Source organism: Alloalcanivorax balearicus MACL04, from assembly GCF_025532145.1.
Lineage (GTDB): Bacteria > Pseudomonadota > Gammaproteobacteria > Pseudomonadales > Alcanivoracaceae > Alloalcanivorax > Alloalcanivorax balearicus.
On record NZ_ARXS01000003.1, the window covers coordinates 96537 to 123392 of the forward strand.

A 26856-nucleotide genomic window follows, 5' to 3' on the forward strand; every position below is an offset into this window, starting at 1 on the left:
GGGATCGGCGTCCTTACAGTTGGAATGGGCATCAACCGATGCCCAGACACATGTATTTTACTTCCAGATAGTCCTCTATTCCGTAACGGGAGCCTTCGCGGCCCTGGCCTGATTCCTTGATGCCGCCAAAGGGTGCCCGCTCGTTGGAAATAATACCTTCATTAACGCCGACCATGCCATATTCCAGAGCTTCACCGACACGCCAGGCGCGTCCCAGATCCCGGGTGTAGACGTAGGCGGCCAGTCCAAACGGCGTATCATTGGCCAGGGCCAACGCTTCCTCTTCGTCATGAAACCGGAACACCGGTGCCAGCGGTCCGAAAGTCTCTTCCTGAAACAGCAACATGTCCGGTGTCGCGTCGGCCAGCACCGTGGGCTGGAAAAAGGCGCCGCCCAGCGCATGGCGTTGTCCGCCGCTGAGGACCCGGGCGCCTTTGCCGATGGCGTCGGCCAGGTGCGTCTCCACTTTACGCAAGGCGCCTTCATTGATGAGAGGGCCCTGTTGCACGCCTTTCTCGAAGGCCGGGCCGACTCGCAGCGCCGCCACCGATGTGCTGAAGCGCTGGCAGAACGCGTCGTAGATGCGGTGGTGGACCAGAAAGCGATTGGTGCATACACAAGTCTGGCCACTGTTGCGAAACTTGGAGGCCAGGGCGCCTTCCACGGCGGCGTCCAGATCGGCGTCGTCAAAAATGATGAACGGTGCGTTGCCGCCCAGCTCCAGGCTGACTTTCTGCATGTGCTGGGCGCTTTGCGCCATCAGTAGCTTGCCCACGGGAGTGGAGCCTGTGAACGACAACTTGCGGACCCGCGCATCACCGGTGAGCACTGTGCCTATGGCGGCGGCATCACGTCCGGTCACCACATTGAATACACCGGCGGGTATGCCGGCCTGTTCCGCCAGTGCGGCCAAGGCCAGCGCTGACAGTGGTGTTTGCGGATCCGGTTTGAGCACCAGGGTACAACCGGCGGCCAGCGCCGGCGCTGCCTTGCGAGTGATCATGGCGTGGGGAAAGTTCCACGGCGTGATCGCCGCCGCCACGCCCACGGGTTGCTTAAGCACCACCAGGCGTCGTCCGGCGCGATCATGGGGAATGATGTCGCCGTACACCCGCTTGGCTTCCTCGGCGAACCATTCAAGGAAGCGGGCGCCATAGTTGATTTCGCCGAGACTTTCCGCCAGTGGCTTGCCCTGCTCCAGACTCAGCAGGTGGGCCAGATCCTGGCGATTCTCCATGACAAGGCGGAACCACTCCTTCAGCAACTCGGCGCGTTCGCCGCTGGTGCGATCACGCCAGGCCGGCAGTGCCCGATGAGCGGCCTCCACCGCCATGCTGGTGGCCTCCGCGGCAAGATCCGCCACTTGTGCCAACTCGGTGCCGGTGGCCGGATCGGTGACTGAGAAGCGTTGCGCGGCGCCGATCCATTCGCCGTCGATATAGGCGTCTTGCCGTAGCAGCGCGCTATTTTCCAGAGCGTGGAATGAAGTAATGGGGTCAGTCATTGAGGTTGATTTCCATGCCGTCGGCGCCCACCACGATGGGGCCGTGGTAAGTTTTGCCCACGGCATCGCGCCAAACCTGATCGGTGACCAGAGGATCGTCGGCGGGAACGAAATGGCTCAGTACCAGTTTCTTCACGCCGGCCTCGCTGGCGATACTACCCACGTTTTCGGCGGTAACATGGTGCGAGATGATGGCCTTGGCCAGGGTGGAGCCGTTGCCGATACGTTTAGCCAGGCGCTCCACCGCTTCCACGTGAACCACCTCGTTGATCAGCACGTCGGCGTCTTTGGCGAACTCCGCCAACGGCGGAAAATAGTTCAGGTCTCCGGAGAGAACAATGGTCTTGCCGCCGGCCTCGAACTTGTAGGCAAAGGCCTGACCGTCCTTGAACGGCGGATGCGGCACGCGCAGGGCGGAGACCTTGAGGTGCTCATCCCGATACACCAAGCCCTCATCGATTTCCTTCACGGTGACCAGTTCGCGCGGATCGGGTTTTCCTTCGTCGTCAATGCGCAGACCGATATCCACCTGGAAAGTCTTCCAGGTGTTATCGGTCATCGACCGGGTGCCGGGAGGGCCGAACACCCTCACCGGTTGCTTGAGACCGCTGGCCCAGCTGTTCATCAGAATCGACGGATAATCCAGTACGTGATCGCTGTGCAGGTGAGTGATAAAAACACCTTTGAGGCGAGCTAGCGGAATACCGGCCTGAACCAGACGCAGACTGGCGCCATAGCCGGCATCGAGCAAGTACAGATTATCGCCGACCATCAGAGCGGTGGATTGGGGCAGACGTTGATCGGAAAGCACGGACGGGCCGCCTTTGGTGCCCAGCAGTAGCAAACGAACCGGTTCCTGCTCCGCCGGTGCGGCGGTGGCGTTGAACGGAAGCAGAGCGGCTGCGAGCAACAGCGTCGCGGCCAGCGGCGAGCACAAACGAAACATGATTTTTCCTCTTGTTTTAATGATGGTGGCGAGAGCGTCAATACACTGAAGATGGGGTAGGGTTGTCGTCATCAGGTTTAAACTGACCGGCCAGGTTTTTCAGAGCCCCCATTAGCAGGCTGGTGTCCACGCCCACCGCCACGAACAGACAACCCAGGTCGAGAAAATGACGGGCTTTATCGGTATCGGCGTAAAGTATGCCGGGGGCTTTGCCCGCGGCCAGGATTCGGCGAATGGCATCCTCGATGGCGCTTTGTACTTCTGAATGGCCGGGGGCGCCGCGATGGCCCAGGGCCGCACTCAGGTCCGCCGGGCCAATGAAGACTCCATCGACGCCATCCACCGCGGCAATGTCGTCCAAGTTGTCCAGGCCGGCCCGGGACTCTATCTGCACCAGCAGACACATCTCGTCGTTGGCCTTGTCCAGGTAGCCGGGCACGCTGTTCCAACGTGACGCCCGGGCCAGAGCACTGCCGACACCGCGTACGCCCTCCGGTGGGTAACGCATGTCACGAACCAACTGACGCGCCTGATCCGCTGTTTCCACCATTGGCACCAGCAGTGTCTGCGCGCCCAGATCCAGGTACTGCTTGATCAGGGCGGTGTCGCCCACTGGCGGGCGTACCACCGGTTGCGAGCGATAAGGGGCGATGGCCTGCAATTGCGACAGCAGACTGCGCAGATCATTGGGCGCGTGCTCACCGTCGAGCAACAGCCAGTCGAAGCCGGCGTTGGCCGCCAGCTCGGCACTGTAGGCGTGGGCCAGGCCCAGCCACAGGCCGATTTGAGGCTCACCGCGAAGCAGAGCCTGCTTGAAGAGGTTTACCGGCATTTCCATGACATTTCTCCAATAGGGCGCGCCTAAACAAAACGGCAGGCGATGGCACCGAGGTCACCGTAATCCACGTGGAAGGTATCTCCGGGACGGACCGCCACCGGGCGAGTGAAGGAGCCACCGAGGATCAACTGGCCGGGTTCCAGGCCGATACCGTAGGGGGCCAGCCGGTTGGCGAGCCAGGCCACGCCCTTGGCCGGGTGGTTGAGGACGGCGGCGGCGACACCGGATTCCTCGATCACGCCGTTGCGATAAAGCACCGCCGATACCCGTCTGAGATCCACGTCCATGGGCCGGATGGCGCGGCCGCCCATGACCACGCCGGCGTTGGCGGCATTGTCGGAAATAGTGTCGAAAACCTTGCGGGTCACGCCGCTTTCCGCATCCACCTGCTGAATGCGGGCGTCGATGATTTCCAACGCCGGAATGACATACTCGGTGGCATCGTAGACATCGAAGAGGGTGCAGTCCGGTCCTTGCAGCGGCTTGCCGAGCATGAAGGCCAGTTCCACTTCCAGGCGCGGCACGATGAAACGGTCGCAGGGAATGTCACTGCCCTCGTTGAACAGCATGTCATCCAGCAAGGCGCCGTAGTCCGGTTCGTCAATGTTGGATGAAACCTGCATGGCGCGGGAGGTGAGGCCGATTTTATGACCGATCAGCTTGCGGCCGTCGGCGATTTTTTTTTTCACCCAGGCGCGTTGGATGGCATAAGCGTCCTCGATGGTGATGTCCGGTTGTTCCAGTGACAGCTGCGGGATCTGGGTACGCCGCTGTTCGGCGTCGTCGAGCCGCCGCGCGGCCTGGCGAATGAAAGCCTCGTCGAGCATCAACTCTCCCCTTTGAGAAAGGCGTGGATGTTGTTGTGTTTGAAGTTCAGATCCGGGTTCAACTCGGTCATCTCGAAGGACACCGCCAGCAGTCGCTTTTCCTGTAACGGGGCGAAGTGGGCCTTGATGACCTCGAACAGTGTTTCCGCCACCCGCCGACGTGTCGCCAGATCGCGGCCGCTGCCGACCTTGAGCGTCATGTGTACGAAAGCATAGTCGTGTTGGCCGTCGGCGATGCGCCAGGTGTCGTGACGAATGGCGCGGCTGCGGATGCCGCCGAGTGGAAACACGCCACTGTTACCGAGAGCCTCGTGGACGTTGGCGAACAGACCGTCGAAATCCACTTCGGGTTCGAGGTTGCCGCTGTATTCAGCAATGAAATGGGGCATGGCTCTTACTCCGTTTGAGTACGTCCGTTTAAGTACGTCCGTGTCAGTGCGCGCGGTTACCAGGGCAGGGGGAACACCGCGTTGATCTGGCCGGTGCCGGAACTGCCGAACGGTTCGGTGAGAATCTCCACCGGCTTGTCGTAGTCGGCGCCGCCGAGCAGCCCCAGCAACATGGCGGTATCGTGCATGCCACCCTCGCCATAGCAGTGTTCGGCGTAGTCCGGCAGCATGGCGCAGAACTCCCTGAAGCGGCCCTGGCGCCACAGTTCCACCACCCGCATATCCACCTGACGATCGAACTCCCGGGTCCACTTGTGCAGGTTGTTCTCCGCTTCACGATCGTCGGAAAAACGGTGGGAAAGCGATCCCGAAGCCAGTACCAGAACTTTGCGATCGCTGGCCTCGATGGCGCGGCGTACGGCGGCGCCGAAGGTGAAGCTGTCCTCCAATCGGTGCCAGGCGTTCCAGGCGGCGATGGAAATGACACTGAGATGCTGTTCCTCGGGTACGTCCATGTGCATGTAGCGCATGGGCACCAGGGTGCCGTACTCCAGTTCCAGACTGGGAATGTTGTGAGCCAGGGTGCGCACGCCGGCGGCGTTGGCTGCGGCGGCGATGTTTTCTCCCAGCGCGGGGTTGCCGCGATAGCGGTAGCGCATGTCCTTGATGAAGTGTGGCAGCTCGTTGCTGGTGTAAATGCCCTCGAACCGTTCTCCGCAATTGATATGGAAGCCGCTGTTGACCAGCCAGTGCACGTCGAACACCACGGCGGTGTCGGCGCCGAGCTCACGGGCACGGCGGCCGATCTCCTTGTGGCCATCAATGGCCGCCTGCCGGCAGCCCTGATGTTTGCCCGGCAACTCTGACAGGTACATGGAGGGCACGTGGGTGATTTTCGCGGCGAGAACGACTTCGCCCATGATTGTTCTCCTTATCGGTGAGGCCTGGGCCTCGGCTCACACGCCCCAGCGGGGAATGTGGTGGCTGCCCATGGAAAGGCAGACGTTCTTGACTTCGGTGAAGGCCTCGAAACTGTATTCACCACCTTCGCGGCCGGTACCGGACTGTTTGACGCCGCCAAACGGCTGACGCAGATCGCGCACGTTCTGGCTGTTGATGAACACCATGCCGGCCTCGATGCCGCGCGCCACCCGGTGCGCCTTGCCCACGTCATTGGTCCAGACATAGGAGGCCAGGCCGTATTCCACGTCGTTGGCCAGTTCCAGCGCTTCGCGTTCGTCCTTGAATTTACCCAGACACACCACCGGACCAAAGATTTCTTCCTGGCAGATGCGCATGCGGTTGTTCACGTCGGCGAACACGGTGGGTTGAATGAACTGGCCGTTGGCGACCCGCTCCGGCAGCCCGGCCGGACGCTCCAGGCCGCCGGCCACTAATTTGGCGCCTTCCTCGATACCCAGACGAATATAGCCGGTGACCTTCTCGTAATGCTGACGAGTGATCATCGAGCCCACCTGGGTTTCTGCATCGGTGGGGTCGCCCACTTTCAGGCGTTTGGCGCGCTCGGCGAAGGTTTTCACGAACTCGTCGTAAACACTTTCCTGAATGAAGATACGGCTGCCGGCGGTGCAGCGCTCGCCGTTCAGGGAGAAAATGGTGAACAGCGCCGCGTCCAGGGCCCGATCCAGGTCCGCGTCCTCGAATACCAGCACTGGCGACTTGCCGCCCAGCTCCATGGAGTATTTCTTCATGCCGCCGTTCTGCATGATCTTGCGGCCGGTGGCGGTGCCGCCGGTGAACGACACCGCGCGCACGTCCGGGTGGCGCACCAGGGCGTCACCGGCGGTGGCACCGTAACCCTGGATCACGTTGAACACGCCGTCGGGCAGACCCGCTTCCTTGGCCAGCCGTCCCAGTTCGTTGGCGGTGAGCGGCGACAGTTCCGACATCTTGAGTACGGCGGTGTTGCCCAGCGCCAGGCAGGGCGCGGTTTTCCAGGTGGCGGTCATGAACGGTACATTCCAGGGCGACACCAGCGCGCACACCCCGACCGGCTGGTACAGGGTGTAATTGAGCATCTGGTCGTCCACCGGGTAACTGTGCCCGTTCATGCGGGTGCACACCTCGGCGAAAAAGTTGAAGTTATGCGACGCGCGCGGGATCAGCACGTTTTTGGTCTGGTGGATCGGCAGCCCGGTATCCAGGGTTTCCAACTCCGCCAGTTTCGGTACGTTCTCATCGATCAGTTCACCGAGCCGGCGCATCAGCCGCGCCCGCTCCTTGGCCGGGGTGGCGGCCCAGCCGGGAAAGGCGGCTTTGGCGGCGGCCACCGCCTGTTGCACTTCCCGGTCGCCGGCGCTGGCCACCTGGCCGATCACTTCGCCGGTGGCCGGGTTGATATTATCGAAGGTCTCGTCGCTGGCCACCTGCTGGCCGTTAATCCAATGCTTGATCACGGGTTACTCCTGATTCTTCCGGAAAAAGTCGCTCTCGCTGACCATGTGGTTGCGCAGCCTGCCGATCCCTTCTATCTCCACGTCCACCACATCACCGGGCTGGACGTCGGCCATGCCCTTGGGGGTGCCGGTGGCGATCATGTCGCCGGGAGACAGGGTCATGAAGCCGGACAGATACTCGATCAGGAAAGCGACATCGAAAATCATGTCGGCGGTGGTACCTTCCTGGCGCAGCTCACCGTTGATGTAGGTGCGCAGGCGCAGGTCATTGGGGTCGGGCACATCGTCACGGTCGACGATCCACGGACCCACCGGGGTGGTGCTGTCGCGATTTTTCACCCGCAAATTGGGGCGGTAGTAGTTTTCCAGGTAATCGCGAATGGCGTAGTCGTTACACAGGGTGTAGCCGGCCACAAAGTCGAGGGCGTCGGCGCGCGGCACATTACGCGCGGTCTTGCCGATTACCGCCACCAGCTCGCACTCGTAGTGCATGTACTCGACGTTGTCCGGGCGCCAGCTGCGGCCGTTATGACCAGTGTAGGCATTGGCGGCCTTAACGAACACCAGTGGTTCCTTGGGCGCTGCCTTGAAGGACAGTTCAGCGGCGTGGTCGGCGTAGTTGAGTCCCAGGGCGAACATGGTGCCGGTGGCGGGCGGCAGCCAGGTGACCTGTTCCGGGTCCAGTATCGTACCGTCCGCGAGCAGCGGATGGCCGTCGTCATTCACGGCCACCGCCAGCGTGTCGCCGTGGTATTGAATGCGTGCACTTTTCATTGTTTCGCCTCCCCGCCGTGGTCGGTGACGATAAGGTTGCGGAGGGTGCCGATGCTCTCGATGGTGGTGTCCACCTGATCCCCTTCGCTGACATCCACCCGGCCTGGCGGTGTTCCAGTGATCAGCACGTCGCCTGCGTTCAAGGTCATGAATTCGCTCAACTCGGCGATCAGGCGGGGAATGGGCCAAATCAGATCGGCGGTACTGCCGCGCTGCTTTTCGACCCCGTTAACCGTCAGGGTCAGCGTGAGGTCATGGGGGTTGGCGATATCGTCGCGGTCTACCCACCAGGGGCCCAATGCGCAGAAACCGTCCCGGCACTTGGCTTTGATCGCCGGCCGGTAGTAGCTGTCTTCCGGCAGACTGAACTCGTTGACCACGGTGTAGCCGCGAACATAATCGAGGGCGTCCTGCTCACTGACACGACTGGCGCGGCGACCGATAACCACGCCCAGGGCGGGACCCGGTTGCAATCGCTCCCCCTGAGGCCGTGCCACGGTGCCCTGGTGCGCATTGCGCGTGTTCGGGGTCTTGATGAACAACACCGGTTTCTCCGGCGGCTTTTGATAGGGCGGCTGATGAAACTCCGGCAGCCGGGCCTCCAGCAGACCCCGATAGTTCAATGCCACGCCGAACAGGGTGCCGCCGCTGGCCGGGAGCCAGCGCAGCCCGGTGGCGTCAAGAATCTCGCCGTCGTCGCCGATGGGGAGGTCGTCCGGACCGACCGTGACCGTCCGGACGCGCCCTTGATATTCCACTTTAGCGTGCCGCATGAAGGCTCCTTGTTTTGTTAATAGGTTAATATTTACATTAATATATTAATGAAATCAAGAGGACGTTGCCGGATCCGCTAAAGCGGTGAATGATGCCGGTATCAGGCGGCGGGCAGGACTATGACAACAACCGACCCCATACCCAACATCAACATCGGTCAGGTGTACGACAAGCGCTACGCCGACGCCGAAGTGCACTACGACGCGCTCGGCCGCATGGCGGACTTCTTCGGACGCAATATGCCGGCGCACCGCCATGTGCGCTTCTTCCAGGTGCATTACGTCAAGTCCGGCATGGTGCGGGTGTACCTGGATGAGCATCAGTACCATCAGCGGGCGCCTCTGTTCTTCCTCACGCCTCCCACGGTGACCCACGCCTTCGTCACTGATGCGGACGCCGACGGTCACGTGCTCACCGTGCAGCAGCAATTGGTGTGGTCGCTGCTGGAGGAAAGCGGTGATCTGGGCGATGTTAGCGACATCGCTCCGCTGTGCGTGGCGGCTTCCCAACTGCCGGCGCCACAGGCACCGGCGATGGCGGGGCTCGACCGTCTGTTTGATCAACTGCGCGGGGAAATTCATGGGCCGAGGCCAGGGCAGCCGCAGGCGGTGCGGGCGCTGGCGCAGTTGATCTTCATTGATCTGTTCCGGCTGGCACGCAACCGCGTGACGCCGCAGCCGGTACGTCATGAGGACCTCTCCCTGTTTCAGCGTTTTCAGATGCTGATCGAGGATCATTACCCGCATCACTGGACCCTGACCCGCTATGCCGACGAACTGGGTGTTACCGAGAACCGGCTCAACGAGATTTGCCGGCGCACCGCCGGCAAATCCAGCAAGCGGTTGGTGTTCGACCGATTGATGCAGGAAGCCCGCCGGTTGCTGATCTTCACCACCGCGTCGATCAACGAGATCGGCTACCAGCTGGGCTTTAATGACCCCGCTTATTTCTCACGCTTTTTCACCCGCGAAGCGGGCATGACACCGGGGCGCTACCGCGCCGACAAGCGGGCGCCCTGAGTCCGGGGTGTCATCGGCGTTGCCGCAGCATGGCTCCATCGAAGAAGGCGGCCAGTTCATCGGTGGCGTGCAGAGCGGTCACCAGTGAAACGTACTGATCCGGCCGTACCACCACCACCGCGCCTTTGGGATCGATACCCCGGGCCTCGAAGATGTCGTGCTCCGGGTCGACGGCGTAAACCTTTTCGTAGTCCGTCAATTGGAACGGGCCGACCTTTGGCATGAACAACGCCGGAATCATTGGGCCGAACTCCACCTCGCCATGGGGCCGTCGATAGATCACCTTGATATCGAAGAGACTGTCGAGATCGGTTTCTTCCGGAGTGTATTTCACCACCGGGGAACGGGGGCTGTTGAGCATCCAGTCGGCCCAGTTGGTCAACGGGGAGTGCCCGGTGGGAGCCGATTGATCGGCGAAGACATAGATCCGCCAGCGGCCATCGGCGGTGGCATGGTGCCCCAGGTGAACGTCATTGCCATCACACACCCGCATGGCGGGGGCGGATTTGAACCGCTTGCCGACCGGGAAGCCGGTGGCCAGAGGTTGGTGTGCCTTGCCGCCGGTGATCATCGACGGTTGATATTCGGTCATGAAGCCCGCCGGGAATTCGGCGGTCTTGACATAGAACTCCTTCAGCTCTTGCGGGTTGCTGAATTGCTCGGCCGGTTTGGCCATCAGGCTCGACCATTCGCGATCAAAATCAATCAGGTTCTGAGCCACCACCTGACGCTCGCTGGAATAGGTTGCCAGCAGCGATTCCGGGGCGATGCCGGAGAGCACGTGGCCCAGTTTCCAGGCGATGTTCCAACCATCCTGCATGGACACATTCATGCCCTGGCCGGCCTTGGCGCTGTGGGTATGGCAGGCATCGCCGGTGATGAAAACGCGTGGCGCGCGGGTGCCGGTAGCCTCGGGGGGCACGTCATCGAACTTGTCGGTTACCCGGTGGCCCACTTCGTAGACGGTGTACCAGGCGCAATCCTTAACTTCCAGGGTGTAGGGGTGGAGGATTTGGTTGGCCTTGGCGATGGTGGTTTCCAGCGTGGTTTGGCGTATGCGGCGGTTGTCATCCCCGGCCACTTCGCCAAGATCGACGTACATGCGAAACAGGTGACCGCCCTCGCGGGGAATGTGCAGAATACTGCCACCGGAGGCGGACTGGATCGCGCACTTGGTGCGGATGTCCGGAAAATCGGTGGTGGCGAGAACATCCATGACGCCCCAGGCGTGATTGGCGACCTTGCCGATGTGCTTGCGGCCGATGGCTTCGCGCACGCGGCTATGAGCCCCATCGCAACCGATCACGTACCTGGCTTTCACGGTACGTTCCAGACCTTCCTGATCGCCGCAGACATGGCGCAACGTCACCGTCACCGGATAGTCCTCGCCATGATCGATGCGTAAATCCTGGAATTCCAGCCCATAGTCCGGAGTCAGGCGGGCGGGGGCGTTGCGGGCGAACTCGGCGAAATAATCCAGCACCCGAGCCTGGTTGACGATGAGATGGGGAAACTCGCTGATTTCGCCGCTGGCGTCATCGGGAGCCACCGAGGAGCGAACAATGTGGGAGGGGTTGTCCGGATCCGGTGTCCAGAACGCCATCTCGGTGATCCGGTAGGCCTCGGCGGTGATCCGTTCGGCGAAGCCGAACGCCTGGAAGGTTTCCACACTGCGCGCCTGGATGCCATCGGCCTGGCCCAGCCGCAGGCGCCCGGGGCGGCGTTCGATGATACGGGTGGTGATGTTAGGAAACTTCGCCAACTGGGCGGCGGCGATCATGCCCGCCGGTCCGCTGCCGACAATCAGCACGTCGACCTGGTCCGGCAAGGTGTCGGGGCGGTCGACCCCGGTGCCGGACGCCTCCTCGATTCTCGGGTCGTCGGATACATAGCCGTGATGGTGGAACTGCACTGTTACTTCTCCTGTTTCCGGGCCGGCCAGAGGTGCGTGAACAGAGGTGCGTGAACATCGAACCGGCCCGCCGCGATTGTTGTTATCGGCGTATAACGTTCCGCATCTTGGCCGAGCCACGAAAGCGAACCCAGGTGATTTCCGCAGGAAAAATTGCACTTTTCGTGGGGGAAAGACAGATACGGAAGATGACGGAAGATAGGTAGGAGCGGTTTTTCCCAATCCTTCGTTGACCTGACCAGGGCAAGGTGTTAGAAATTCATTAATACATTAATGGAATCCGGGCCGGCCAGTGAAAGGAATCGATGGCAAGGATGGATTTCGATGAATAACAATCAGGGTATCAACCCGAGAGGTGTGTATGAATTCCAAAAAAATCATGGCCCTTCTGGCGATCGTATGGCTGTCCTTGAGCGCCCAGACCCAGGCGGCGGAGCAGGAAAAGGAAAAAGTCACTTTACGTATCATGCATTTCCTGCCGGCGGTGGCGAATGCCCAGAAAAACGTACTGGAGCCCTGGTGCGCCGATCTGGCGGAGCAGTCCGGTGACCGCATCGAATGTCAGATTTATCCGTCCATGCAATTGGGCGGTACTCCCGCGCAGCTGGCCGACATGGCGCGCAATGGCGTGGTGGATATTGTCTGGACCGGTCTCGGTTACGCCGCTGGCCGTTTTCCGCGTAGCGAGGCGCTGGAGCTGCCGTTCGTGATGCCTCCCGGCGGCGTTGATGGCAGTGAAGTGGCGTGGGAATTTTATCAACGCTATGCCAAGGATGATTTCCGTGATTACCACGTGCTGGCCATTCAGAGTGACGGCGGTGGTACTTTGCACACCGCGCGCCGCAAAGTGGCCTCCCTGGACGACATGAAAGGGCTGCGGGTACGGGCGTCCACCCGGCTGGCTTCGGAGATGCTCACTTCTCTGGGCGCGACCCCGGTGAGCATGCCGCCGGCACAAATCGCCGACACGCTGGCCAAGGGCGTCATCGACGGAGCCCTGGCGGTGTGGGAAGTGGTGCCGCCGACCAAACTGGATGAAACCACCCATTACCACATGAGGACCGCGCCGGATCAGGCCACGCCGACGGTGACCACACTGGCGGTGCTGATGAACAAAAAGCGGTATCAGGATCTGCCCGACGATCTGCGCGTGATCGTCGACCGGCTTAGCGGAGAGGCCCTGTCCCGCCGTTTCGGGGAAGCCTGGGATGTGACCATCGATCAGGTGGTGGAGCAGCTGTCCGCCGATCCGGACCACGAGATCGTGACGCTGGATGACGCTACCTATCGGTCCATGCGTGAGGCCTCGCAGAGGGTCACCGATGAGTGGGTGGCCTCCGATAAGGGCGGTATCGACCGCCAGGCGCTGTATCAGGGGCTGCGGGATATCGTGCGTGAACACGCTGCCCGCTAACGCCGCCCATTAATGCCGCCTTTCAACTCCGCCCTTCAACTCTGATAAAGGCCGAGGTTTCCCATGGTTGAAACGGTATTGCGCCGTCTCAGCATCGCGGTCGCCGTGATTGGCGGCGCTGTGGTGTTGTCGGTGATCGCCATGTCGCTGGTCTCTCTGCTGGGGCGCAAGTTGTGGTCCGCGCCGATTCCCGGTGACATCGAAATTCTGGAAATGGCCATCGCCGTGGCGGTGGCCTCGTTCATGCCGCTGTGCGAGCTGCGCGATAACCACATCCGCGTGGATCTGATCGCCGGGCTGCTACCGGCGGGAGTGAACCGGATGTTGTTGTCGCTCAGTCATCTGCTACTGGCGCTGGTGGCGGCGTTGCTGATCTGGCGCACCGGCCTGCTGACCCTGGACAGCCACGAATACGGATCCACCTCCACCATGCTGGCGGTGCCGCTGTGGATTCCGCAGATGCTGATGCTGCCCGGTCTGGCGCTGCTGTGCGCCTGTGCCTTGTATCAGGCGGCGCGGTCGCTGACCGGCAAACCGCTGCAGGAGCTGTCATGAGCGGTATGGAAATCGGACTCTGGGTGCTCGGCGGCGTACTGCTGATTCTGGCGCTGCGCGTGCACGTGGGCGTGGGCATGCTGCTGGGCGGCGTAGTTTGCTATCTGATCGTCAATCACGGTGACACCACGGCGCTGCTGTTCACCATCAACAATCTGGTTTACGCCCGCTTTTCCAATTACGACCTGGCGGTGATTCCGCTGTTCGTGTTGATGGGGCAGTTCGCCATTCACGGTGGTCTGTCGCGCGCCCTGTTCAAAGCGGCGGCGGCTTTCATCGGTCATTGGCGTGGCGGTCTGGCGATGTCCGCCGCCGGTGCCTGTGCCGGTTTCGGTGCCATCTGCGGCTCGTCCCTGGCCACCGCCGCCACCATGAGCCAGGTGGCGTTGCCGGAGTTGGAGAAACATCACTATCCGCCCAAACTGGCCGCCGGTACGGTGGCGGCGGCCGGCACCCTGGGGATTCTGATTCCGCCGTCGGTGCCGTTGATCATCTATGCCGTGCTCACCGAGGAGTCCATCGCCAAACTGTTCATGGCGGCGGTGATCCCCGGTCTGGTGGCCATGTTCGGTTACCTGGTGGTGATCCGCCTGGTGGCGGTACGTACCATGGCGTCGGTGCCGCGGGTGGACAAGGCCGGTTGGCCTCAGCGGTGGCGGGCGGTGCTGGAGGTGTCCCCGGTGCTGTTGATCTTCATCGTGGTGATCTTCGGTATCTATGGAGGCTGGGCCAATCTCACCGAAGCGGCATCCATTGGCGCCGCCGCCTGTGGCGTGTTCGCGGTAGTACGCGGTGGCTTGCGCTGGAAAGGGTTGTACCAAAGTCTGATCGGCACCGCCGAGGCCACCGCCATGATCTATCTGGTGGTGGTCGGCGCCGATCTGCTCAACAGCGGTCTGGCGCTCAGTCAGATGCCGGCTGAACTGGCGTCCTGGGTTGCCGACAGTGGGTTGGCGCCCTTCGTGGTACTGTTCTCGATTCTGGCCATCTACCTGCTGCTGGGCTGTGTGATGGACTCCCTGTCCATGATTCTGCTCACCGTGCCGATCTTTTATCCGATCGTGGTCAACCTGGAATTCTTCGATCTCACCTATACCGAAAAGTCGATCTGGTTCGGTATCCTCGCTCTCATGGTGGTGGAGATCGGTCTGATCACGCCGCCCATGGGGATGAACCTGTTCATCGTGCAGAAGTACAGCATCAATACATCTCTGGGCACGGTGAGCCGGGGTATTGTCCCGTTCCTGTACGCGGATGTGATTCGTATCGGCATCCTGGTGATGATCCCTGCCTTGTCGCTGCTTTTGCTTAATCTGCCGGGGAGCGGCTGAATCCGTCCTCCGTTTCCTGCTCCGGGCGCTGCCATTCCGGCGGCGCCCAGAAGTGCTTCAGGCGATGCCTTAGTGGACCGGGCCGCAGAGCGTCACGAAACATGTCGCGGGCCTCGTGCACCGTCAATGTGATCGGATTGAAGCTGTCCACCGGACGGGTAATGCCGTACTCCACTGGCACTTTTTCCTGCTCTTCCACGAAAGTGCCGAACAGCCGGTCATAAAGGATCAGAATGCCACCATAGTTGCGATCGATGTATTCGGGATTGCGGCCATGGTGGGCGCGGTGATGGCTGGGCGTATTGAACACGAACTCGATCGGGCGCGGCAGCTTGCCAATCCATTGGGTATGGATGAAGTACTGATAGGCCAGATTCACCGTGAGCATGAAGAACACCCAAACCGGTTCGAAGCCAAGGAACGCCAGCGGAATATAAAAAATCCAGTTGCCGGCCAGACTGTACAGGGCGCTTTGTCGCATGGCGGTGGAGAAGTTCATGTAGCGGCTGGAATGGTGCGCCACATGGGCCGACCAGAACCAGCGGATGCGGTGGCTGGCACGGTGGAACCAGTAATAAAAGAACTCCAGAAGCACGAACAGCAGCGCTCCGGTGAGCGGGGTCATGGTGACGGTGAACAGCCGGTGCTGGTAGGCCCAGTTGAACAGCAGTGCCACCAGGGTCACGGTGACCAGTGTATCGAACACCATATACAGTGCCCCCAACCCCATACTGGCAGCGGTGTCGCGCAGCAGGAAGCGATCACGACCCCGGAAGCGGATCCACTCCGCCAACAGCACGGCGATGAAAACCGGCACCATGGCCGGTAATACCAGGGTGCGCCAGTCCAGTTGTTGTAGCAGATCGTGCATAACAGGCTCCTTGTATTATGGCCGCCGTCCATGGCGGCCACCCTGCGGGCCGTCACTGAAGCGACGTTAAAAAGCGTTCCCGGCAATTTTCTATCGCTCAGTATGAGAGTCCCGGCGCGGTGGGGCTTGACAGCCTCCGTCTTTTTTTTGACAAATGACGACATGACAGCGCTCTCCGATAATCATGTGGCCGCGGCCTATGTCCGGCTGCTTTACGACTACCTGGAAAACCTGGGCATGGATGCCCGGGGCTTGCTGGGTGTCCCCCCGGTGCTGGCCGAGGATGGGTTGGAGAAAGTGCCGCTGGCGTTCTGGCGGCGCAGCCTTGAGATTGCCAGCCAGCACCTGGATGAACCGGCCCTGGGACTGGCGGTGGCGCGTACCATCACCGCCCGGCATTTCGACGTGCTCGGTTATGTGGTGTCCCACTGCGGCACTCTGGGCGAAGCGCTGGCGCGGTTGGAGCGATATCACCGGCTGGTTTATGACGTGAATCCGGCCCGGGTGGCCACCGTCGGCGACAGTCTGGAAGTGCGTTGGGGAGTGGAACGCGGCCGCCCAGGCGCGCTGGTGGATGAAACCGGCGTGGCGGCGGTAGTGCAGTTCATTCGCAACCTGGTAGGCCGGGATTTGCCGGTGGAGGCGGTGCATTTCGTCAATCCAGAACCAGCGGATCCGGCGCCTTATCAGGCGTTTTTCGGTGCGGAGGTGCGCTTCGATTGCGCGTGGACGGTATTGCGGATACCGCTGACCTATCTGGCGCTGCCGCTGGGCGCGCCGGACCCGGGCCTGGTGGATATCCTGGACCGGCAGGCGCAGTCGTTACTGGAACGTCAGCCGCGCGCGGGGTCGCCCCATGACGCCGATCTGGTGCGTTTGATGCGCGAAGGGCGGCCGACGCTGGAAGCGCTGGCGGAGCACTATCACGTCAGTGCGCGTACCATGCAACGCCGTTTGGCGGAACAGGGGGAGACGTTCCAGGCGGTGTTACAGCGAGTGCGCTACCAGCTGGCCCGGGAATACCTGGCGGATGGCCGCCTGGAACTGACGGAAGTGGCGGCGCTGCTCGGTTACTCCGAGCACAGCGCCTTTACCCGGGCGTTTCGTCAATGGGCCGGGGTCGGCCCCAAGCGCTGGCGCCGCGAATGGGTGGCGACCTCGAACCCTATTTCCTGGGAATGATGACCATGGAACATCAATACTACGAATTCGCCGCCTTGCTGTTCATCTCCACTTTGGTGGGAGTACTGGCGGTGCGCTTGAAACAGCCCTTGCTGGTCGGTTTCATCCTCGTGGGAATTCTGGTGGGGCCGGCCGGGCTCGATCTGATCGGGATGGAGCAGCAGGTTTCGTTGCTGGCGGAAATAGGTGTCACTATTTTGCTGTTCGTGGTCGGGCTGAAGCTGGACATGCACCTGGTGCGCAACCTGGGGCCGGTGGCGCTGGCCACCGGTCTTGGCCAGCTAACCTTCACTATTGTTCTTGGCTATGTGATCGGGTTGATGCTGGGCTTTGACAGCATCAAAGCACTTTACGTAGCGGTGGCGCTGACGTTCTCCAGCACCATTATTATCGTCAAGTTGTTGTCGGATAAAAAAGAGATCGACTCTCTGCACGGTCGTATCGCCATGGGCTTTTTGATTGTCCAGGATATCGCCGTGGTACTGGCGATGATGGTGGTGGGTAGTCTCAGTGTCTCCAAGGGGCTGGATGTGGAGAGCACCGGGCTGCTGTTACTGTCGATTATTGGCAAGTTGCTGACGGCGGCTCTGTTGGTGGTGCTGGCCATGCGCTATTTGCTGCCGTCCTTGATGCATTTGCTGGCGAAGTCGCCGGAGTTGATGCTGCTGTTTTGTATCGCTTGGGGTACCTCGGCGGCGGCATTGGGAGATTATGTGGGCTTCAGCAAGGAAGTGGGAGCGTTTCTGGCAGGATTTTCCCTGGCCTCCACACCCTACCGTGAAGCGGTAAGCGCACGACTAACCAGCGTCCGGGATTTTCTGTTGCTGTTTTTTTTCGTGCACCTCGGATCGCAGTTGCAATTCGCGGCCCTGGGAGAAGAGTTATCCGCGGCCCTGGTGTTCTCGTTGTTCGTATTAATCGGTAACCCACTGGTAGTAATCGTGATCATGGGGGCCATGGGGTATCGCCGGCGTACCGGCTTCCTGGCTGGTTTGACCGTGGCGCAGATCAGTGAATTTTCCATCATCTTCATGGCCATGGGCATTACTCTTGGCCATATCAATGATAACGCCCTCGGCCTGATCACCCTGGTGGGGATTGTCACTATCACTATCTCCACCTATATGATTCTGTACTCCCACAAACTCTATGAGTGGTTATCGCCCTGGTTGACCCACTTTGAGCGCCGCAATCCCTACCGTGAAGCGGAGGAGGCCGGAGCTTCCATCGGGAACACCCAAGTACTGGTGTTTGGTTTGGGGCGCTATGGGGGGCGTCTGGTGCACCGGCTTCGCGATGCGGGTGTCGCCGTGTTGGGTCTCGACTTTGATCCGGAGGTGGTGAGGGAGTACCAGCGGCAAGGACTGAATGTTGCTTACGGCGATATTGAGAGCCACGAATTCATCGAACATCTGCCGCTAGACTCGATACAGTGGGTGATCAGCACCGTACCGGACTTGGGTTTGAATCGTGGCTTGGGGCTGGCGTTGACGGAGCGGGGCTACGGTGGACGTCTGGCGGTGACCGTACATCACGAACGGGACGGCCAGGTTCTGGAGGAAGCTGGCGTTGGGCAGGTGCTGCGCCCATACCAGGATGCGGCGGATTACGCCGCGGAGTTGGTTTGCGCACAGTTGAGCAGCCTTCAAACCGAGGAGTTGGAACGGGACTGAAAGCCCGGTTATGGAGACCTGGGCATGAAGATCAGATCGGTGATACCCACATCATGGCCCAGTTGGCTGTAGGCGGTGGTGAGCTGGCCGCGATGGTGGGTCTGGTGATTGAAAAAATGCGTCAGGCAAAGCCGCAATGGATAGCTGCGGGATTGGCCGGTGGAAGCCGAGACGTAGCTGAGCTCACCGTCCAGACGGTTTTCCTCGAGTCCGGCGATGTAGTCCAGGATGGCCTGATCGGTACTTTCCCGCTCCCGCCATAATTGATCGAAATCCTCATACAGCTCCTGATCCAGTCTATGGACATGAAAAGGGCGGTCAAGGAACCGGCTCAGCCACAGCCGGTCGGTGAGCAGAAGATGGTTGAGCGTGCCGTGGATGGAGTGGAAGAACAGGCCCCGGTCCGCCTTGCGCTGGGTGTCGTCCAGCCTGTCGCAGAGTTGGTAGTGCTGCCGGTTTTGCCACTGGTTGTAGCGGGCCAGTGTCGAGTAGTGCGATAACCACATCACAACCTCCGGGGATTGGGCCGTTCAGGCAGGGATGTTGGCAGGTAATCCGGGGCTTGCCAAATTTCGCGGGCAGAGCGTGCTGGCCGGCTATTCGCGAGTGAACTCGCTTCCCACAGCGGCTTCGTGGCCCCTGTGTGGGAAGCTGGCTTGCCAGTGAATCGGCCCGCGGGGTGACCGCCATGGACGGCGGTCACAAAAAAAGAGACGCCCCGGGAGGCGTCTTCAAGGAGTGCGCGATTGTTATTCAGGGTGCCACTACGGAATCACTCCGCTGCGCCGGATTATGAATCCGCTCGCACCACCCGGCGTTGCTGGTGGCCCGAAGGTGGCCCACCATGGACAGTGGTCATAAAGGGGGGGCTGGCGGGGAACCCGAGTTCCCAAGCTAAGCAAGGCTGTATGAAATCGGGATGACGAAGAGGAGTCGGTTTTGTGGCGAAGATCGCGGTCGGCATGGCGCTGTGGGCGCTGAGCATGCCGGCGCTGGCCGAGGAGTGGGTGCCCCGGGACTGGGTGGCGGAGGGCACTTTCCCGCGTGGTATCGAAGGGCCAGCGGTGGCGCCGGATGGGCGTTTGCTGGTGGTCAACTATCAGCGGCCGGGGACTTTGGGGGTGATAAGCGGACGGTTCCAGGCCGCCCTGTTCCTGACGTTGCCGCGAGGCAGCGTGGCCAGCGGTTTGCGCTTCGGCCCGGATGGCTTCCTCTATGCCGCCGACCATCGCGGCCATAATCTGCTGCGCATTGACCCTCGGGACAAGAGTGTCCGTGTCTGGGTTCATGAGCCGCGCATGCATCAGCCCAACGATCTGACCGTCGCCGCCGATGGTGGTATCTACGCCAGTGACCCGGATTGGAAAAGCGGCACGGGCCGGGTCTGGTATGTGAACCTCGCCGGGCAGGCGAGTATCGTCGCCGGCGATCTGGGCACCACCAACGGCATCACCCTGAGCCCGAATGGCGGACAGCTTTACGTGAACGAAACCGTGCAGCGGCGCATCCGCGTTTTTGACGTGAGCGCTGATGGCAGTCTGGGTAACGGCCGGGTGCTGATCGAATTTCCGGACCACAAACTGGATGGCATGCGCGCGGACGTTGATGGCAATCTGTATGTGGCGCGCTACGGCGCTGGCGAAGTGGCGGTGGTATCGCCGTTGGGAGAAGTGCGGCGTGTTGTGGCATTGAGCGGCAAGCACCCCACCAATCTGGCCTTCGGTGGTGAGGACGGGCGGCGGGTGTTCGTCACCGTGGACAAGAGGGGATTGGTGGAGTCGTTTCGGGTTCCGCGTCCCGGGGCGGATTGGGCGAGGCTGCAATCCTGGCGTTAGACGGCACCGTTCCCGCATGGCGCGGGAACGGTGCCGTTGGCTCAGACCCTGCTGCTCAACTCGCGGATTTCCTGGTTGAGAATGCGGTCGTTCTGGGAGTAGTCCACCGGCAGGTCGATGACGTGAACGCCACCGGCCTCGAAGCAGCTCTCCACCAGGGGAACCAACTGATCGCTGCTTTCCACCCGGTGTCCCTCGGCGCCATAGGCCTTGGCATAGGCGACGAAATCCGGATTGCGGAAATCCAGGCCGAAATCGTGGAAGTCCATCTGGCTCTGTTTCCACTTGATCATGCCGTAGCCGTCGTCGCGCAGAATCAGCACCACCAGATCCAGCCCCATGCGCACCGCGGTTTCCAGCTCCTGGGAATTCATCATGAAGCCGCCGTCGCCGCAGACTGACAGAACCCGGCGGTTGGGATGAACCATCTTCGCCGCCATCGCCGAGGGCAGGCCGGCGCCCATGCTGGCCAGGGCGTTATCCAGCAACACCGTGTTCGGATGGGTGGCCGGGTAGTTGCGGGCGAACCAGATTTTGTACATGCCGTTGTCCAGGGCGATGACCCCGTCGTCCGGCATCACCTTACGCACCTCGTGCACCAGCCGCTGGGGCAGCATCGGGAAGCGGTCGTCACGGGCGCCTTCGTTGATGTGCTTCTGCAGCGCATCGCGCACCCGGTGAAAGTCGGCGAAGCTCCAGTGCTCCTGCGGATCCAGACGCTCCTTGAGCTGCCACAGGCTGTTGGCGATATCGCCGACCACTTCGATTTGCGGGAAGTAGACCGGGTCCACCTGGGCGGAGTTGAAGTTGATGTGGACCACTTCCGGTCCGCCGGGGCGCATGAAGAACGGCGGCTTTTCCACCACGTCATGGCCAATGTTGATGATCAGGTCGGCGGCGCTGATGGCGCGGTGCACGAAGTCGCCATCGGACAGCGCGGTATTGCCGAGGAAGTGAGGCCCGGTTTCGTCCACCACGCCTTTGCCCATCTGCGTGGTGACCACCGGAATGCCCAGCTTATCCATGAACTGGCGCAGCATCTTGCTGGTCAGCTTGCGGTTGCCGCCGGCGCCCACCAGGATCAGCGGTTTGCGCGCGTTCTGGATCGCTTCCACGGCGCGGCAGATGGCTTTGTCCTCGGCGATGGGGCGACGGGTCAGGCTCGGCTCCAATACCGGCATGGTGGAATGTTCGCGGGCGATGTCTTCCGGCAGCTCCAGATGGGTGGCGCCGGGGCGCTCCTCCTGGGACAGACGGAACGCCTCGCGGATGCGGGCGGGAATGGTATCGCCGCTGACCACCTGCTTGGTGAACTTGGTCAGCGGACGCATCATGTCGACCACGTCGATGATCTGGAACTGACCCTGTTTACTGGACTTGATCGGCTTCTGGCCGGTGATCATCACCATTGGCATGGCGCCGAGCTGGGCGTAGGCGGCGGCGGTGACCAGGTTGGTGGCGCCAGGCCCCAGGGTGGACAGACAGACGCCGGCCTTACCGGTGAGGCGGCCATAGGTGGCGGCCATGAAACCGGCGGCCTGCTCGTGGCGGGTAATGACCAGTTTGATTTTCTTGGATCCCCGCAGGGATTCCAACAGATCCAGGTTCTCTTCCCCGGGGATGGCGAACAGGTATTCAACGCCTTCGGCTTCCAGGGCACGGACAAAGAGATCCGACGCTTTCATGAACAGGGGCTCCCTAACGCAGCAACTCTATGTGCAGCAACTCTTACATGGAAAGCAGTGCGGCAACATGTAAAAAGACGGCGCGACCTTCCGGTCAACGCCGTCCCACACTATAACGCCTTGGGCGCCCGGTTGCGCGTGGATTGGCTGATGGATGTCATCGGATTATCCAATCAGCGCCGGGTTAACCCAATTGGAGCACTCATTCCCAGTTGAGGACTCAGTGCCAGGTACCAGCCAGATTTTCACAGCGCTCGAGAAATTCCTCGGCGGTTATTTCCTCGGTATCGTCTTCCAGATGGGTCGCCACCTGCTCCTTGAGCTGGGCCACCACGGTGGTCATCACCGTCAGGGCTTCTTCCACCTGCTCGATGGTGTCGAGCAGTTCCCGCGCTTCCTCTAGGGTATCGTGGTCCTGATCGTGTTGGCTCATGAAGGCCTCCCTGTGTGGATAGGGGAATGGTGCCAAGGAAATGGCACGAGAACAATTGCCGTCATGCCGACAGGCCGCTGGAACAGGCCATGAAAAGCAGCGGGTGCCGTTGGTCCCCGCTGCCTTTCGGTGGACTCAGTCCCAGTTCAGCGCGCCACCGACCTGATACTCGGTGACCCGGGTCTCGAAGAAGTTCTTCTCCTTGCGCAGATCCATGATCTCGCTCATCCAGGGGAAGGGGTTGTTTACGCCCTTGAACTGCTCGGGCAGGCCCAACTGGGTGAGACGGCGGTTGGCGATGAACTGCAGGTACTCTTCCATCATCGCGGAGTTCATACCCAGCACGCCACGCGGCATGGTATCGCGGGCGTACTGAATCTCCAGCTCGGTGCCTTCCAGGATCATCTGGGTGGCCTTGTCACGCATGCCCTGGTCCCACAGGTGCGGGTTTTCCAGCTTGATCTGGTTGATTACGTCGACGCCGAAGTTCACGTGCATGGACTCGTCACGCAGGATGTACTGGAACTGTTCGGCCACGCCGGTCATCTTGTTGCGGCGGCCCATGGACAGAATCTGGGTGAAGCCGCAATAGAAGAAAATACCTTCCAGTACGCAGTAGAAAGCGATCAGGTTCTGCAGCAGCGCCTTGTCGGTTTCCGGGGTGCCGGTCTTGAACTCCGGGTCGGACAGCTCGCGGGTGTACTGGATACCCCATTGAGCCTTCTTGGCCACGGAGGGGATTTCCCGGTACATGTTGAAGATCTCGCCTTCATCCATGCCCAGTGATTCGATGCAGTACTGGTAGGCGTGGGTGTGAATCGCCTCCTCAAAGGACTGACGCAGAATGTACTGGCGGCACTCCGGATTGGTGACCAGCCGGTAGATGGCCAGCACCAGATTGTTCGCCACCAGGGAATCGGCGGTGGAGAAGAAACCCAGGTTGCGCTTGACGATGCGGCGCTCGTCCTCGGTCAGACCGTCGCTCCGCTTCCACAGCGCCAGGTCCGCGTTCATGTTGATTTCCTGGGGCATCCAGTGATTGGCGCAGCCGTCCAGGTATTTCTGCCAGGCCCAGTCGTACTTGAAGGGCACCAGTTGGTTGAGATCGGCACGACAGTTGATCATGCGTTTGTCGTCCACCTGCACGCGGCCGGCGGTGCCTTCCAGTTCCGCCACGCCTTCGGCCACGTCCATCTGTGCCACGGCCTGTTGAGCGCGGGCCACGGCGTCGCTCAGGGCGCGTTCCCGGGGGCTTTCGTTGGCGGCGTCAGCGGCTCTTCCTCGCTCTTGTTGAGGTTCAGCATTCGCTGCACTTCCCGCTGCCGGTGCTTGAGGTGCAGATGCCGCTTTCTCAGCGACCGGCTCAGATTGCGGCGGCGTCGGCTGTGCGACGCGGGGCTGCTTGTTGGCGGGCGTCTCTTGCGCATCAAAATCGTCCCAGCTCAGCATGATTCTCTCCATTCTTTCAGAGTGACGTCTTGGCGTCACCGGTGGTGCATTCTGTGAGTGACCTGACGCTGGACGCCCGACGCCTGACGCTTGGAAAAGCAGGTCCTGGCGTCTGGCGTCCGGCCTCAGGCGTCCGGCGTCTTATTGGCACGCCTCGCAGTCCGGGTCGTCGATGGAGCAGGCCTGCGGCACATCCGCCGCCTTGTCGAATTGGGCCGGCTCCTCCGCCACGGCGGATACCCGGTTGAGCTTGTTGTCATTGACCGTGGACTTCTCGGTCTGGGTGGCGCCGATGGCACGCAGGTAATAGGTGGTTTTCAGACCCAGCAGCCACGCCATTTTGTAAGTCACATCCAGTTTCTTGCCGTTGGCCTCGGCGATGTACAGGTTCAGGGACTGGGCCTGATCGATCCACTTCTGGCGGCGACTGGCAGATTCCACCAGCCAGCGCGGCTCCACCTCGAAGGCGGTGCGGAAGCGTTCCTTCAAATCCGCCGGCACCCGCTCGATCGGCTGCACGGAACCGTCGTAGTACTTGAGGTCGTTGACCATCACGTTATCCCACAGACCGCGTTCCTTGAGCGCGTTCACCAGGTACGGGTTGACCACGGTGAATTCGCCGGACAGGTTCGATTTCACGTACAGATTCTGGTACGTGGGCTCGATGGACTGGGACACGCCAGTGATGTTGGCGATGGTGGCGGTGGGCGCGATCGCCATCACGTTGGAGTTGCGCATGCCCTTGCGTGCTCTTTCGCGCACGCTGTCCCAATCCAGGGTCTGGCTGCGATCCACCTTGCAGTAGTCCTCGCCACGCTGTTTCACCAGGATGTCGATGGAGTCGATCGGCAGCACCCCCTGGCTCCACAGGGAACCGTCGAAGGTCTGGTAGGCGCCGCGCTCCTCGGCCAGATCGGCGGAAGCCTGGATCGCGTAGTAGCTGACCGCTTCCATGGACTGGTCGGCGAACGCCACCGCGTCGGAAGAAGCGTAGCTGATGCCCTGTTTATACAACGCGTCCTGGAAGCCCATGATGCCCAGGCCCACCGGGCGGTGCTTCAGGTTGGAGTTTTCCGCCTGAGGCACGCTGTAGTAGTTGATGTCGATCACGTTATCCAGCATGCGCACGGCGGTTTTCACGGTGCGTGCCAGTTTTTCCCGGTCCAGGCCGTTGTCGCCGATGTGCTGGGCCAGGTTCACGGAACCCAGGTTACACACCGCGATTTCCTCGCGGTTGGTGTTCAGGGTGATCTCGGTGCACAGGTTGGAGGAGTGCACCACGCCCACGTGCTGCTGCGGGCTGCGCAGGTTGCACGGATCCTTGAAGGTGAACCAGGGGTGGCCGGTCTCGAACAGCATGGAGAGCATCTTGCGCCACAGGTTGATGGCCGGCAGCCGCTTGTAGTGCTTGATGCGGCCGTCACGGGTCATTTCCTCGTATTCGTTGTAGCGTTGCTCGAACGCTTCACCGTAGAGATCGTGCAGGTCCGGCGCGTCGTTGGGGCTGAACAGGGTCCACTCCTGCTCGTTCACCACCCGCTTCATGAACAGATCCGGGATCCAGTTGGCGGAGTTCATGTCGTGGGTACGGCGGCGGTCGTCACCGGTGTTCTTGCGCAGCTCGAGGAATTCCTCGATGTCCATGTGCCAGGTTTCCAGGTAGGCGCAGACCGCGCCTTTGCGCTTGCCGCCCTGGTTCACCGCCACCGCGGTGTCGTTGACCACTTTCAGGAACGGCACCACGCCCTGGGATTTGCCGTTGGTGCCCTTGATGTAGGAACCCAGCGCCCGCACCGGGGTCCAGTCGTTGCCCAGGCCGCCAGCGAATTTGCTCAGCATGGCGTTGTCGTGGATGGCGCTGTAAATGCCGGACAGATCATCGGGCACCGTGGTCAGGTAGCAGCTGGAGAGCTGCGGACGCAGGGTGCCGGCGTTGAACAGGGTCGGCGTGGAGCTCATGTAATCGAAGCTGGACAGCAGATTGTAGAACTCGATGGCGCGCTCTTCACGGTTGTCCTCGCGGATCGCCAGCCCCATGGCCACGCGCATGAAGAAGCATTGCGGCAGCTCGATGCGGGTGTCGTTATGGTGGATGAAGTAGCGATCGTACAGGGTTTGCAGGCCCAGGTAGGAGAACTGCAGGTCGCGTTCGCCGTTCAGCGCGGCGCCCAGTTTTTCCAGGTCGAAGTCCGCCAGTTCCGGGTTCAGCAGCTCGCACTCGATGCCTTTATGCACGTAAGCGGCCAGGGTGCGGCTGTACAGTTCCTGCATTTCTTCCTGGTTGGCACGCTCGGCCACGTCCAGGTATTGCAACGCTTCGGCACGGATCTTGTCCAGCAGCAGGCGGGCGGTGACCAGGGAGTAGTTCGGTTCCACCTCGATCAGGGTGCGGGCGGTGATCACCATGGAGGTGTTCACGTCCTTGATGGAGACGCCGTCGTACAGGTTCTTGACGGTCTCGGCGATGATCTTGTCGGCGTCCACGTAATCCAGGCCGCGGCAGGCCTCGCGGATCAGGTGTTCCAGGCGGCCCATGTCCAGCGGCGCGCGGCTGCCGTCTTCCATGGTCACGGCCAGATCCACCTGGTGGGTGGGCTCGGGGAACTGGCTGTCGCGCTCGGCGCGCTTGCGCGCCTGCTGCTCACGGTAGAGGACGTAATCCCGCGCCACTTTGTGTTCGCCGCCGCGCATCAGCGCCAGCTCCACCTGATCCTGGATTTCCTCAATGTGGATGGTGCCACCGGAGGGCATCCGGCGCTTGAAAATGGCACTGACCTGCTCGGTAAGCCGGGCGACGGTGTCGTGGATGCGCGAGGAAGCCGCGGCGGTACCGCCTTCCACGGCCAGGAAGGCCTTGGTTATGGCGACGGTGATTTTGTCGTCATCGTAGGGAACCACCTTGCCGTTGCGTTTGATCACGCGCAACTGGCCCGGGGCGGTAGTGGATACGCCTGCGTCCTCGATGTCGATCGCATCGCGGTCGTCGGGTTGCGAGTCGCGATTCATCTCCGTTTGCATGATGCCCTCT

The 26856-nt window shown here is 61.3% G+C and carries 23 protein-coding genes; 7 read left to right on the top strand and 16 right to left on the bottom strand.

Annotated elements, in window-relative coordinates; all coding sequences use genetic code 11:
• Window positions 1–31: 31 nt before the first annotated feature.
• The 9 genes from MA04_RS03905 to MA04_RS03945 are packed head-to-tail and all read right to left on the bottom strand — an operon-like array spanning window position 32 to window position 8468.
• Window positions 32–1504, bottom strand: a complete 1473-nt coding sequence (locus MA04_RS03905) for an NAD-dependent succinate-semialdehyde dehydrogenase (protein ID WP_262459527.1) — start codon at window positions 1502–1504, stop codon at window positions 32–34.
• A complete protein-coding gene (locus MA04_RS03910) occupies window positions 1497–2450 on the bottom strand; it encodes an MBL fold metallo-hydrolase (protein WP_262459528.1) in 954 nt (317 codons plus the stop codon). The genes MA04_RS03905 and MA04_RS03910 overlap by 8 nt, the downstream gene beginning before the upstream one ends.
• Window positions 2451–2487: 37 nt before the next feature.
• Window positions 2488–3288 (bottom strand): 4-hydroxy-2-oxoheptanedioate aldolase, encoded by an 801-nt coding sequence (gene hpaI / locus MA04_RS03915; protein ID WP_262459529.1) that lies wholly within the window; start codon window positions 3286–3288, stop codon window positions 2488–2490.
• Between the two features lie 23 nt (window positions 3289–3311).
• The gene (hpaH, locus tag MA04_RS03920; protein ID WP_262459530.1) at window positions 3312–4115 is read right to left on the bottom strand and encodes a 2-oxo-hept-4-ene-1,7-dioate hydratase; all 804 of its coding nucleotides are present in this window, start codon (window positions 4113–4115) and stop codon (window positions 3312–3314) included.
• Window positions 4115–4504, bottom strand: a complete 390-nt coding sequence (locus tag MA04_RS03925; protein WP_022995727.1) for a 5-carboxymethyl-2-hydroxymuconate Delta-isomerase — start codon at window positions 4502–4504, stop codon at window positions 4115–4117. The genes hpaH and MA04_RS03925 overlap by 1 nt, the downstream gene beginning before the upstream one ends.
• Before the next feature lie 56 nt (window positions 4505–4560).
• A complete protein-coding gene (gene hpaD, locus MA04_RS03930; protein ID WP_014995623.1) occupies window positions 4561–5424 on the bottom strand; it encodes a 3,4-dihydroxyphenylacetate 2,3-dioxygenase in 864 nt (287 codons plus the stop codon).
• Window positions 5425–5460: 36 nt separating this feature from the next.
• On the bottom strand, window positions 5461–6921 hold the full coding sequence (gene hpaE, locus MA04_RS03935; RefSeq protein WP_262459532.1) for a 5-carboxymethyl-2-hydroxymuconate semialdehyde dehydrogenase: 1461 nt from the start codon (window positions 6919–6921) through the stop codon (window positions 5461–5463).
• Between the two features lie 3 nt (window positions 6922–6924).
• Window positions 6925–7695 (bottom strand): fumarylacetoacetate hydrolase family protein, encoded by a 771-nt coding sequence (locus MA04_RS03940; protein WP_163127937.1) that lies wholly within the window; start codon window positions 7693–7695, stop codon window positions 6925–6927.
• Window positions 7692–8468: a fumarylacetoacetate hydrolase family protein gene (locus MA04_RS03945; protein WP_205475496.1), complete on the bottom strand. Its 777-nt coding sequence runs from the start codon at window positions 8466–8468 to the stop codon at window positions 7692–7694. The genes MA04_RS03940 and MA04_RS03945 overlap by 4 nt, the downstream gene beginning before the upstream one ends.
• 120 nt (window positions 8469–8588) lie before the next feature.
• On the opposite strand from MA04_RS03945, the gene hpaA reads away from it, so the two are divergent.
• Window positions 8589–9488, top strand: coding sequence for a 4-hydroxyphenylacetate catabolism regulatory protein HpaA (gene hpaA / locus MA04_RS03950; protein ID WP_262459533.1), 900 nt, complete (start codon window positions 8589–8591; stop codon window positions 9486–9488).
• 10 nt (window positions 9489–9498) lie between these two features.
• On the opposite strand, the gene MA04_RS03955 is transcribed toward hpaA, so the two are convergent.
• A complete protein-coding gene (locus MA04_RS03955) occupies window positions 9499–11400 on the bottom strand; it encodes an FAD-binding monooxygenase (RefSeq protein ID WP_262459534.1) in 1902 nt (633 codons plus the stop codon).
• Window positions 11401–11761: 361 nt separating this feature from the next.
• On the opposite strand from MA04_RS03955, the gene MA04_RS03960 reads away from it, so the two are divergent.
• The 3 genes from MA04_RS03960 (at window position 11762) to MA04_RS03970 (ending at window position 14700) form a co-directional block, all read left to right on the top strand.
• Window positions 11762–12814 carry a TRAP transporter substrate-binding protein gene (locus MA04_RS03960; RefSeq protein ID WP_262459535.1) on the top strand — a complete coding sequence of 351 codons (1053 nt, stop codon included), beginning with the start codon at window positions 11762–11764 and terminating at the stop codon, window positions 12812–12814.
• Window positions 12815–12877: 63 nt separating this feature from the next.
• Entirely contained in the window at window positions 12878–13369 is a 492-nt protein-coding gene (locus MA04_RS03965) for a TRAP transporter small permease (protein WP_163127929.1), read from the top strand.
• Window positions 13366–14700, top strand: a complete 1335-nt coding sequence (locus tag MA04_RS03970; protein ID WP_262459536.1) for a TRAP transporter large permease — start codon at window positions 13366–13368, stop codon at window positions 14698–14700. Before MA04_RS03965 ends, MA04_RS03970 begins: the two co-directional genes overlap by 4 nt.
• Here MA04_RS03970 and MA04_RS03975 read toward each other — a convergent pair.
• Entirely contained in the window at window positions 14678–15571 is an 894-nt protein-coding gene (locus tag MA04_RS03975; RefSeq protein WP_262459538.1) for a sterol desaturase family protein, read from the bottom strand. The two genes, MA04_RS03970 and MA04_RS03975, sit on opposite strands and share 23 nt — an antisense overlap.
• A 162-nt stretch (window positions 15572–15733) precedes the next feature.
• On the opposite strand from MA04_RS03975, the gene MA04_RS03980 reads away from it, so the two are divergent.
• A complete protein-coding gene (locus MA04_RS03980) occupies window positions 15734–16753 on the top strand; it encodes an AraC family transcriptional regulator (RefSeq protein WP_163127925.1) in 1020 nt (339 codons plus the stop codon).
• A complete protein-coding gene (locus tag MA04_RS03985) occupies window positions 16717–18426 on the top strand; it encodes a cation:proton antiporter (RefSeq protein WP_233926110.1) in 1710 nt (569 codons plus the stop codon). Before MA04_RS03980 ends, MA04_RS03985 begins: the two co-directional genes overlap by 37 nt.
• Window positions 18427–18434: 8 nt before the next feature.
• On the opposite strand, the gene MA04_RS03990 is transcribed toward MA04_RS03985, so the two are convergent.
• Complete coding sequence (locus MA04_RS03990) at window positions 18435–18932, bottom strand: DinB family protein (protein ID WP_163127923.1); 498 nt, start codon at window positions 18930–18932, stop codon at window positions 18435–18437.
• 435 nt (window positions 18933–19367) lie between these two features.
• On the opposite strand from MA04_RS03990, the gene MA04_RS03995 reads away from it, so the two are divergent.
• The gene (locus MA04_RS03995) at window positions 19368–20261 is read left to right on the top strand and encodes an SMP-30/gluconolactonase/LRE family protein (RefSeq protein WP_262459539.1); all 894 of its coding nucleotides are present in this window, start codon (window positions 19368–19370) and stop codon (window positions 20259–20261) included.
• 41 nt (window positions 20262–20302) lie between these two features.
• Here the strand turns inward: MA04_RS03995 and MA04_RS04000 are convergent, their stop codons facing one another.
• The 4 genes from MA04_RS04000 to MA04_RS04015 form a co-directional block, all read right to left on the bottom strand.
• Window positions 20303–21946 (bottom strand): acetolactate synthase large subunit, encoded by a 1644-nt coding sequence (locus tag MA04_RS04000; protein ID WP_262459540.1) that lies wholly within the window; start codon window positions 21944–21946, stop codon window positions 20303–20305.
• A gap of 220 nt (window positions 21947–22166) precedes the next feature.
• Window positions 22167–22379, bottom strand: a complete 213-nt coding sequence (locus MA04_RS04005) for a hypothetical protein (protein WP_014995608.1) — start codon at window positions 22377–22379, stop codon at window positions 22167–22169.
• A 135-nt stretch (window positions 22380–22514) separates the two neighbouring features.
• Window positions 22515–23828 carry a ribonucleotide-diphosphate reductase subunit beta gene (locus MA04_RS04010; RefSeq protein ID WP_163127919.1) on the bottom strand — a complete coding sequence of 438 codons (1314 nt, stop codon included), beginning with the start codon at window positions 23826–23828 and terminating at the stop codon, window positions 22515–22517.
• Between the two features lie 141 nt (window positions 23829–23969).
• Window positions 23970–26846 carry a ribonucleoside-diphosphate reductase subunit alpha gene (locus tag MA04_RS04015; RefSeq protein WP_262459541.1) on the bottom strand — a complete coding sequence of 959 codons (2877 nt, stop codon included), beginning with the start codon at window positions 26844–26846 and terminating at the stop codon, window positions 23970–23972.
• Window positions 26847–26856 lie beyond the last annotated feature (10 nt).